This is a genomic window from Rhizobium sp. PAMB 3182 (assembly GCF_052908355.1).
Genome location: NZ_CM128607.1, coordinates 2568472 through 2578014, shown reverse-complemented (window position 1 = coordinate 2578014; position 9543 = coordinate 2568472). Strand labels below are relative to the sequence as shown.

Here is a 9543-nt window from a genome sequence, read left to right as displayed (position 1 = left end):
CGCAATATTCCCTCGATACCAATAAAGTCGACGCCGGGCCGACCCACCAAAACTCATGCATGACCGGCGACGCGGTCACAATGCCTGTCAAGCCTTGTAGGGCTTATAGGATTTTTCCTCAATGATCGCGGAATCAAGGGCAATGTTGATCCTTCGCTTCAGTTCCGCGCGTTCATCATTGGTTACATAAACGGCGCGCGCGAGCTTGACGAATTCGGGACCGAAATTGCCCGCATGCTCGCAGTCGCGGATGGCGTCCTCGATGTCCCATAGCTTCTCATTGACGTCGAACAGGGCGGCGCGGATCTCCTCGACCGCCGGCACCTTGGCCGTATCACCGAGTTTTTCCTCGAGAAGCGCCAGTTCCTTGCGGATATTGGCGAGCTTGCCGTCGTCGGCAATCCGGGCGCTCTTGATTTCGAGGATGGTGATCTTGTCGATCAGTTCGCCATAGGAAACGGGCACTTCAATCATTGCAGTCCTCGATATGCGAATCGTCCCTGCGTCATGCCGGGCGAATGTGGGCTCACACTAAAAGGAATCGCTTTTGCGAAACTGGCCAACCTCTAGCGCAATATCGAACGCAGCGCCTGCTGTGTTTCGGTCAACTGTTCCAGATAGAGCACGGGCATGTCTGCCGCCGATGCGCTGGTTGCGGGCGCGCCGATGTTGAGCGCTGCGACTGTCTCGCCGCGCGCATTGATGAGCGGCACGGCGATGGAACACAGGCCGAGTTCGAGCTCCTGGTCGATGACCGCATGGCCCGCCGCCCGGATTTTCGCAAGTTCGGCCATGATTTCCGCCACGCCGGTCTTCGTCAGCGGCGTGCGGGCCTGAAGGCTCGAATGCTCCAGCACCTCACGCGCCTTCGCCTCCGGAAGTGCTGCCAGCAGCACCCGCCCCATCGAGGTGCAGTAGGCCGGCATGCGGCTTCCCGGCATCAGGCTGATCGACATGATCTTTTTCAGGGAAGCGCGCGCCACGTAGACGATTTCCGTTCCGTCCAGCACCGAGACCGAAGCGCTTTGCCCGGCCCTTTCCGAAAGCCGGTCGAGATGTGGCTGCACGATGGCCGGCAGGGGCGTTGCCGACAGGTAGGCCTGCCCAAGCCGGAGAATCTTGGGCGTCAGCGCGAAGAACTTGCCGTCGTAATCGGCATAGCCAAGACCCGAAAGGGTCAAGAGACACCGGCGCGCCGTGGCCCGATCAAGGCCCGTGCGCTTGGCGGCTTCCGCAATCGTCAGCCTTGGCTGATCGCCGCCAAAGGCTTCGATGATGCTCAAACCCTTGGCGAAACCACCCAGAAAATCCGTTTCCCGCACAACCGCTCTCCAGTTCTGTGCTCACTATGTGCGATATACGAACAAATGTCAATTATCGCACATAATCCATTGCCGCCTTCCGTTGTTTGGATTATTTCAATGGCCAGCATTCCCGGCGACAGACAGGATATGCCGGGACGGAGGATTAGATGGACAAGACAATTGCAAGTCTGGCTGAGGCCGTATCCGGCATCGGCGACGGCGCCACGGTGATGATTGGCGGATTTGGCGGCTCCGGCGCGCCGATCGAACTCATCCACGCCCTGATTGACAAGGGGCCGAAGAACCTCACGGTCATCAACAACAATGCCGGCAACGGACGGATCGGCATTGCCGCCATGATCGACGCCGGCATGGTGAGGAAGATGATCTGCTCCTTCCCGCGTTCGTCCGATCCACGCGCCTTCACCGACAGGTATCTCGCCGGCGAAATCGAACTCGAACTGGTGCCGCAAGGCACGCTCGCCGAGCGCATCCGCGCAGGCGGCGCCGGCATCCCGGCCTTCTACACACCGACCGGCTACGGCACGGAAATCGCCGAAGGCAAGGTCATCGCCGAATTCGAGGGCCGGTCATACGTGCAGGAGCGATGGCTGAAGGCCGACTTCGCGATCGTGAAGGCGGAGCTCGGCGACCCCTACGGCAATCTCACCTACAACAAGGCAGGTCGCAACTTTAACCCGCTGATGTGCATGGCCGCAGCCAAGACCATCGCCCAGGTCTCGAAGATCGTACCGGCCGGCGGCATCGACCCGGAACATGTCGTCACCCCCGGCATTTTCGTCGACGGCATCGTCGAAGTGCAGAACCCGCAACAGGAAGAAGAGCTCATCCGAGCCGGAGTGGCCTACGTATGACCGTCGACACGCGAGAAGACATCAAGCTTTCCAACGCCCAGATCGCCTGGCGCGCAGCGCAGGATATCGCCGACGGCGCCTATGTGAACCTCGGCATTGGCTTTCCGGAAATGGTCGCGAAATTCCAGCCGCCGGGCCGGCAGGCGATCTTCCACACGGAAAATGGCATCCTGAACTTCGGCGAGGCTCCGGCCGAAGGCGAAGAGGACTGGGATCTGATCAACGCTGGAAAGAAGGCGGTAACGCTGAAGCCGGGCGCGGCATTCTTCCACCACGCAGACAGCTTCGCGATGGTCCGCGGCGGCCATCTCGACGTCGCCATTCTCGGCGCCTACCAGGTGGCTGAAAACGGCGACCTCGCCAACTGGCGGGTTGGTTCCAAGGGCGTCCCCGCCGTCGGCGGCGCCATGGATCTGGTCCACGGTGCAAAGCAGGTCATCGTTATCACCGAGCACGTCACCAAGAAGGGCGAGCCCAAGCTTGTCGAACGCTGCTCCTTCCCGTTGACCGGCGTCGGCTGCATCACACGGATCTATACGAGCCATGCCGTCATCGACGTCAAGGACGGACACTTCGTGGTGCGCGAAAAGCTCGCCGCCATGACGATGGACGAACTTCAGGCCATGACCGGCGCCAAGCTTTACACCGACGGCCCGGTCGCCGATCTCGTCGTCCCGGAACTCTGATCCTTGACCGGTACCGCGCCGGACCAAACGCATTGAGGAATGACATCATGACTGAAGCCTTCATCTGCGCCTATCTGCGCACGCCGATCGGCCGTTTCGGCGGATCGCTCTCCTCCATCCGTGCCGACGATCTCGGCGCGATCCCGCTGAAGGCGCTGATGGAGCGCTATTCCAGCGTCGATTTCGAAGCTGTCGAAGACGTCATCTTCGGCTGCGCAAACCAGGCCGGTGAAGACAACCGTAACGTGGCGCGCATGTCCTCGCTCTTGGCCGGCCTTCCGGTTCCGGTGCCGGGCACCACCATCAACCGTCTCTGCGGCTCCGGCATGGACGCAATCATGACGGCCGCGCGCGCCATCAAGGCCGGCGAGGCTGAACTGATGATCGCCGGCGGCGTGGAAAGCATGAGCCGCGCGCCCTTCGTCATGCCGAAGGCCGAGACCGCCTTTTCCCGCCACGCCGAAATCCACGACACGACCATCGGCTGGCGCTTCGTCAATCCGCAGATGAAGCGGCTCTACGGCGTCGACTCCATGCCGGAAACCGGCGAGAACGTCGCCCGCGACTTCGGCGTCAGCCGTGAAGACCAGGACGCCATGGCCGTTCGCTCGCAGGCGAAAGCCACGGCTGCCCAGCAGAATGGACGCCTCGCGAAGGAAATCGTGCCCGTCACCATTCCGCAGAAGAAGGGCGACCCGCTTGTCATCGACAAGGACGAACATCCGCGCGCCGGAACCGACATGGCGGCGCTCGCGAAGCTGCGGCCGCTCTTCCCCGAAGGCACCGTAACCGCCGGCAACGCCTCGGGCGTCAATGACGGCGCAGCCGCCCTGATCATCGCCTCCGAAGCCGCCGCGAAGAAGCACGGCCTGACGCCGATCGCCCGCATTCTCGGCGGCGCGACAGCCGGCGTTCCGCCGCGTGTCATGGGTTGCGGCCCCGCTCCGGCCAGCACGAAGCTCATCGCCCGCCTCGGCATGACGATCGACCAGTTCGACGTCATCGAACTCAATGAAGCATTCGCCAGCCAGGGCCTCTACGTCCTGCGTGAACTGGGCGTCGCCGACGACGATCCGCGCGTCAACCCGAACGGCGGCGCGATCGCCCTCGGTCATCCGCTCGGCATGTCCGGCGCCCGCATCACCGGCACGGCGGCACTCGAACTGTCGCTGTCAGGCGGCAGATACGCACTGTCGACCATGTGCATCGGCGTCGGCCAGGGCATCGCGATCGCCACCGAACGCGTCTGATTTCCCCCCTCCACACCCGACCGGTGGGAGGAAACTCAGGACAGGAACCCGTCGCATTAGCGTCCGCCGGGTTCCTGTCCGGTCTTTTCTCACTTGGCCGCTGTGGAAAATCAGGGGCCGTAGCGTTTCTTCATTTCCGCGTCGATCTCGGGGAACGTCATGCCCGCGCCGGCAGGCGAACCAAACTGTCGAAGTTGCACATGCGGCCAATCCTTGAAGCTGCTCCAGAAGCCGCCGGCATTGAGCCCGGCTTCCTTTGCTTTTGTGGCGTACAGTTTGTAACCGTTGACACCATTGACAAGCTTGGAGGCTGACCATTCGGCCACCCCGCCGGTTATCCACACACAGTCGATAGCTTCGCCCCATTGATGCCAGCTCAGGCCGGGAAGAGCATTGGTCACATGCGGGCCATGCGTCGGTCCAACCCGATTAAGCACGTCCGCCAGAAAAGGTGCACCGGACGCTTTCAATCTGCCGATTTCATGATTGATCGATTCTGTACTCCGGCTCTGGCGCCAAAGACGCGCCTGCTCCTCCACCGTGCGAAGTCCAAAATAAGGGCGCATTTCGACGCCCAGGCTGTTCAAGACATGCAGCAGGTCATTAACCTTGGCCCTGAATGCGGGATCCAAGCCATTCAAAGAGATTGCCATATCCTGTCCCTCCACTCCTGCCTGCAGGATAGCAAAGGGCTGCCCGATAAATCAATTAAAGATTGCATAAACAATTATAGCAACTAATAAGTGTATTAATCCTGTAAGGATGAAGGGCAGCACGGAGTTTCTTCGCGCCGCGTCACCGCTGGGAAATGGGAAAAGGAAACTAAAGCTTCCCGCTGGGGAGGAAGAGATAGGAGAGCCGGCGTCTAGGTCCGCCACTTGGTTGCACCCGGATTTCCCCGTCCCCGAATGCGTCACGCCGGCTCTCCTGTCGGGCAGTTGTTGCCTGGCCCGTAGGTTCTGGCCACCGCTGGCGAGCCCGGGTCGAATCCGGATCGCCAGAAGCGGCATGCCTGACCCTATGAAGAAAATCCAAGGTCAGGAAAATCCGCAAATATCAGGATCCCCCCATAATTCTTCGGAGATGCTCGCCCCTCGCGCTCGCGACTGGGCCGCACATAGATAGGCGACTATTGAAATGTCGTTGATCTTGATCCGAAGGGAAGGGAGAGAGTGAGAGAGTTGACTCAGGGCCCGCCGACCCCGTGCACCAAATGGCCCCATATCCGGTGCAACGCCAACTCTCTCACAATTGGGCGATAAAGCTGCCCAACCGAAACTGGATGCCAATCGCCGCCCCGGCCCTGAAGTCCTCGTTCGAAGACCGGTTGATCAGCATCTGCGAATATATGTAACCGACGGATGGCATTTGCGGAATCGCAAGAATTGGGGAGAGACGCTCCCAAATCTTGGGACAAGGCCGATTCGTCAACCGATACGCCAAGCCGCGGCGAATGCTAAGCATCGCCACATTTCCCATTGAGATATCGGCCCGGACGCGGTATGGCGCACCTGCTTTCAAATTTCGGGCAGGACGTCGACATGGACCGGCCCGGAGCGACCCGTTGAACCCCTTTGCCGCCCAGCGCCTTCGGCGCGAGAGAGAGGCGCCGGACCGCGAGCCATGCTGAAAACTCCCTACTACCTGATCGACAAGTCGAAACTCCTGAAGAACATGGAGACGATCAAATACGTGCGGGAGAAGTCCGGCGCGAAGTCGTTGCTGGCGCTGAAATGCTTCGCCACCTGGGGCGTTTTCGACTTCATGAGCGAGTACATGGACGGCACCACCTCGTCTTCGCTGAACGAGGTGAAGCTCGGCTTCGAGAAGTTCCCCGGCGAAACGCATGCCTATTCGGTCGCCTATGCCGATGACGAGATCGATGAGGTCGTCGCCAATTGCGACAAGATCATCTTCAATTCGATCGGCCAGCTGACCCGCTTTGACGATCAGTCGAAAGGCAGAACGCGCGGGCTGCGCGTCAATCCGCGCGTCTCCTCCTCCGAATGGCTGATTTCCGATCCCGCCCGTCCCTTCTCGCGCCTCGGCGAATGGGACCCGGCCCGCATCGAAACGGTGATCGACAGGATCTCCGGCTTCATGTTCCACAACAACTGCGAGAACGGCGATCTCGGCCTGTTCTCCGACATGCTCGGCAAGATCGAGGAACAGTTCGGCCACCTGATCGGCAGGCTCGACTGGGTCAGCCTCGGCGGCGGCATCCATTTCACCGGCGAGGGCTATCCGCTCGACGACTTCTGCGCACGGCTCAAAGCCTTCTCGGAGAAATACGGCGTACAGGTCTATCTGGAGCCGGGCGAAGCGGCGATCACCAAGTCGGCAAGCCTTGAAGTGACCGTGCTGGACACCATGTTCAACGGCAAGAACCTGGCGATCGTTGACTCCTCCATCGAGGCCCACATGCTGGACCTCCTGATTTACCGCCAGAGCGCCAAGCTGGAACCCAATACCGGCGATCACGAATACATGGTCTGCGGCAAGTCCTGCCTTGCCGGTGACATTTTCGGCGAATTCCGCTTCGAGACAGAACTGAAGGCCGGCGACAGAATTTCGATCGCCGACGCCGCCGGTTATACGATGGTCAAGAAAAACTGGTTTAACGGCGTGAAGATGCCGGCCATCGCCATCAGGGAACTGGACGGAACGGTGCGTGTCGTCCGCGAATTTTCGTACGGCGACTACGTCTCCAGCCTGTCCTGAACGAACAACAAATCAACCCCCAACATTGCACGGAGGCTTACGTGTGAGATGAAGAAGAATGTGCTGATTATTGGTGCGGGCGGTGTCGCCCAGGTCGTTGCGCACAAGTGCGCCCAGAACAACGACATCCTCGGAGATATCCATATCGCTTCGCGCACGAAGGCGAAGTGCGACCAGATCATCCAGTCGGTCCACGACAAGAAGGCGATGAAGCAGCCGGGGGTTCTTGAGGCCCACGCGCTCGACGCGCTCGACATCGAGGCGACCAAGGCGCTGATCGCCAAGACCGGATCCGAGATCGTCATCAACGTCGGCACCGCCTTCCTCAACATGTCGGTGCTGCGCGCCTGCATGGACACCGGCGTCGCCTACATCGACACGGCGATCCACGAGGAGCCGAACAAGATCTGCGAAACGCCGCCGTGGTACGGAAACTACGAATGGAAGCGTGCCGCCGAATGTGAGGAAAAGGGCATCACCGCCATCCTCGGCGCCGGCTTCGATCCGGGCGTCGTCAACGCCTATGCAGCGCTCGCCAAGGCGGAATATTTCGACAAGATCACCGACGTCGACATCGTCGACATCAATGCCGGCAGCCACGGCAAGTACTTCGCCACCAATTTCGACCCGGAAATCAACTTCCGTGAGTTCACCGGCGTCGTCTACTCCTGGCAGAACGGCGAGTGGCAGACGAACAAGATGTTCGAAATCGGCAAGGACTACGACCTGCCGGTCGTCGGCACGCGCCGCGCCTATCTCTGCGGCCACGACGAGGTGCACTCGCTGTCGAAGAACATGGACGGCGCCGACGTGCGCTTCTGGATGGGCTTCGGCGAGCACTACATCAACGTCTTCACCGTCCTGAAGAACATCGGCCTCCTCTCCGAGCAGCCGGTAAAGCTTGCCGACGGTTCCGAGGTCGTGCCGCTGAAGGTGGTGAAGGCCTGCCTGCCCGACCCGGCATCGCTGGCGCCGGACTACGAAGGCAAGACCTGCATCGGCGATTTCGTGAAGGGCCAGAAGGACGGCAAGGACCGCGAGGTCTTCATCTACAACGTCGCCGACCACAAGGAAGCCTACAACGAAGTCGGTTCGCAGGGCATTTCCTACACCGCCGGCGTTCCGCCGGTCGCCGCCGCGATCCTGATCGCCAAGGGCGCATGGGATGTGAAGAAGATGGCAAACGTCGAGGAGCTGCCGCCGCAGCCCTTCCTGGCGGTGCTCAACCGCATCGGCCTGCAGACCTGCATCCGTGACGAGAACGGCGAACGGCCGCTGGAATTCATCGAGCCCTGATCGGCCCGACATGACTGAAAATGCGCCCGTCGGTATAAAAGCCGGCGGGCGTTTTCCGTTTACATGATGCGATGCGCCGGCCTGCGGGTACCCTGATCCTCTTGCCCGTCGCAGATCTTGCGACCGCCAGTCCAGACCCCGGCGATGTGCAGGGTGTCCGTGAGATGCAGAAAATCCGCGCGGTGGCCGGGACGAAGGTGGCCGCGATCGTTGAGCCCCAGGAAGCGCGCCGGATAGGAGGTTGCCATCCGCAACGCTTCCGTCAGGCCGGTCTCCATGTTCAAGAGCGTGTAGCGGATGGCGGTCAGCATATCGAGATCGGAACCGGCCAATGTCCCGTCGGTCATCAGCAGGCGCGAGCAGAAATCACCCGCATGCTTTGTAATCTCGCTACCATGCAGCGTGAAAGACTCGTCAGAGCTTCCCGCCAGTGACATCGCGTCTGTAATCAGGAACAACCGTCCCTCACCCCGCTTGGCGCGGTGGGCAATCCGCAATGCCGGCGGCGAAACGTGATGACCGTCGGCAATGATGCTGCACCAGACGGAGGGATGTTCCAGCGCCGCACCGACGGCACCGGGCGCGCGATGGGAAAAGCCGCTCATCGCATTGAAGAGATGGGACACCCCGGTCGCGCCGGCATCGAACAACGCCATCGCCGTTGTAAAATCGCAATCGGTATGACCAAGACTGACCACCACCCCGCCTGCGGTCAGCTCCCTGACTTGTCCGGGCGTAATCTGTTCGCCGGCCACCGTAATGATCAGGACGCCAAGGCTCTCGCGGGCCTCGAGATAGAAGTCGATATCGGCGTCTTCGACCGGGCGAATGTATTCGCCGGGATGGATGCCTCGGCGGGCCGGCCAAAGATGCGGGCCTTCCAGATGCATGCCGGCAATACAGCTGTCCCTGGCGGCAGCAGCCGTCACGGCCTTGACGGCCGCCCGCACCGCAGCCGGGCTGTCGGTCATCATCGTTGGCAGGATCGCCGTCGTTCCCATGGTCCTGAGGCTGGCCGCCATCGCAGTCACGGTACCCACCGACGGCGACGCGTTCAGCAACTTGCCGGCATAGCCATTAACCTGCGCATCGATGAAGCCAGGCACGATGATGCCGCCGTCGAGGCGAATCACCGGGTCGTGTTCGGAAAGGTCCCGTTCCGGAACGACAGCGTGCACGCGGTCATGACTGACAAGGAGCGCGACCTTGTCGCGAAAGGCATCGCCGTCGAAAAGACGCGCGCCGACAAACGCTTGGCTGATCTGCATGTCCATACGTGCGAAAGTTCCCTGAACACCGCGCCGCCCACCGTGCACCCGCATCAGGCACAACAAAACCGCGAACAGTGTATCTCCATTCCCCTCAATCCGAGATAAAGATGCATAGTAAAAATGTAATAATTAAGGTCTTT

Annotated in this window: 9 protein-coding genes; 5 read left to right on the top strand and 4 right to left on the bottom strand. The window is 60.9% G+C overall.

Annotated features, from left to right (window positions below):
- Positions 1-87: 87 nt before the first annotated feature.
- Together ACU5AZ_RS12525 and ACU5AZ_RS12520 are read right to left on the bottom strand one after the other, a co-directional pair.
- Entirely contained in the window at positions 88-474 is a 387-nt protein-coding gene (locus ACU5AZ_RS12525; protein ID WP_446822691.1) for a DUF6165 family protein, read from the bottom strand.
- Between the two features lie 92 nt (positions 475-566).
- Positions 567-1322: an IclR family transcriptional regulator domain-containing protein gene (locus ACU5AZ_RS12520; protein WP_446822690.1), complete on the bottom strand. Its 756-nt coding sequence runs from the start codon at positions 1320-1322 to the stop codon at positions 567-569.
- 149 nt (positions 1323-1471) lie between these two features.
- Between ACU5AZ_RS12520 and ACU5AZ_RS12515 the strand changes: the two genes are divergently transcribed.
- From ACU5AZ_RS12515 to pcaF, 3 genes are read left to right on the top strand one after another with little or no spacing between them, the layout of a single operon-like run.
- Positions 1472-2179 carry a 3-oxoacid CoA-transferase subunit A gene (locus ACU5AZ_RS12515; protein WP_446822689.1) on the top strand — a complete coding sequence of 236 codons (708 nt, stop codon included), beginning with the start codon at positions 1472-1474 and terminating at the stop codon, positions 2177-2179.
- Positions 2176-2865, top strand: coding sequence for a CoA transferase subunit B (locus ACU5AZ_RS12510; protein WP_446822688.1), 690 nt, complete (start codon positions 2176-2178; stop codon positions 2863-2865). The genes ACU5AZ_RS12515 and ACU5AZ_RS12510 overlap by 4 nt, the downstream gene beginning before the upstream one ends.
- 47 nt (positions 2866-2912) lie before the next feature.
- On the top strand, positions 2913-4115 hold the full coding sequence (pcaF, locus tag ACU5AZ_RS12505; RefSeq protein WP_446822687.1) for a 3-oxoadipyl-CoA thiolase: 1203 nt from the start codon (positions 2913-2915) through the stop codon (positions 4113-4115).
- A gap of 110 nt (positions 4116-4225) precedes the next feature.
- On the opposite strand, the gene ACU5AZ_RS12500 is transcribed toward pcaF, so the two are convergent.
- On the bottom strand, positions 4226-4768 hold the full coding sequence (locus ACU5AZ_RS12500; protein ID WP_446822686.1) for a M15 family metallopeptidase: 543 nt from the start codon (positions 4766-4768) through the stop codon (positions 4226-4228).
- A 970-nt stretch (positions 4769-5738) separates the two neighbouring features.
- Here ACU5AZ_RS12500 and nspC point away from each other — a divergent pair.
- Complete coding sequence (gene nspC / locus ACU5AZ_RS12495) at positions 5739-6836, top strand: carboxynorspermidine decarboxylase (RefSeq protein WP_446822685.1); 1098 nt, start codon at positions 5739-5741, stop codon at positions 6834-6836.
- A gap of 48 nt (positions 6837-6884) precedes the next feature.
- Positions 6885-8132, top strand: coding sequence for a saccharopine dehydrogenase family protein (locus ACU5AZ_RS12490; RefSeq protein WP_446822684.1), 1248 nt, complete (start codon positions 6885-6887; stop codon positions 8130-8132).
- 59 nt (positions 8133-8191) lie between these two features.
- On the opposite strand, the gene nagA is transcribed toward ACU5AZ_RS12490, so the two are convergent.
- On the bottom strand, positions 8192-9406 hold the full coding sequence (nagA, locus tag ACU5AZ_RS12485; RefSeq protein WP_446822683.1) for an N-acetylglucosamine-6-phosphate deacetylase: 1215 nt from the start codon (positions 9404-9406) through the stop codon (positions 8192-8194).
- Between the last annotated feature and the right edge of the window lie 137 nt (positions 9407-9543).

What these genes read in the sequence shown, in the direction of transcription:
- ACU5AZ_RS12525 (WP_446822691.1), bottom strand. Translation starts at nt 474, where the DNA reads ATGATTGAAGTGCCCGTTTCCTATGGCGAACTGATCGACAAGATCACC.
- ACU5AZ_RS12515 (WP_446822689.1), top strand. Translation starts at nt 1,472, where the DNA reads ATGGACAAGACAATTGCAAGTCTGGCTGAGGCCGTATCCGGCATCGGC.
- ACU5AZ_RS12510 (WP_446822688.1), top strand. Translation starts at nt 2,176, where the DNA reads ATGACCGTCGACACGCGAGAAGACATCAAGCTTTCCAACGCCCAGATC.
- pcaF (WP_446822687.1), top strand. Translation starts at nt 2,913, where the DNA reads ATGACTGAAGCCTTCATCTGCGCCTATCTGCGCACGCCGATCGGCCGT.
- ACU5AZ_RS12500 (WP_446822686.1), bottom strand. Translation starts at nt 4,768, where the DNA reads ATGGCAATCTCTTTGAATGGCTTGGATCCCGCATTCAGGGCCAAGGTT.
- nspC (WP_446822685.1), top strand. Translation starts at nt 5,739, where the DNA reads ATGCTGAAAACTCCCTACTACCTGATCGACAAGTCGAAACTCCTGAAG.
- ACU5AZ_RS12490 (WP_446822684.1), top strand. Translation starts at nt 6,885, where the DNA reads ATGAAGAAGAATGTGCTGATTATTGGTGCGGGCGGTGTCGCCCAGGTC.
- nagA (WP_446822683.1), bottom strand. Translation starts at nt 9,406, where the DNA reads ATGGACATGCAGATCAGCCAAGCGTTTGTCGGCGCGCGTCTTTTCGAC.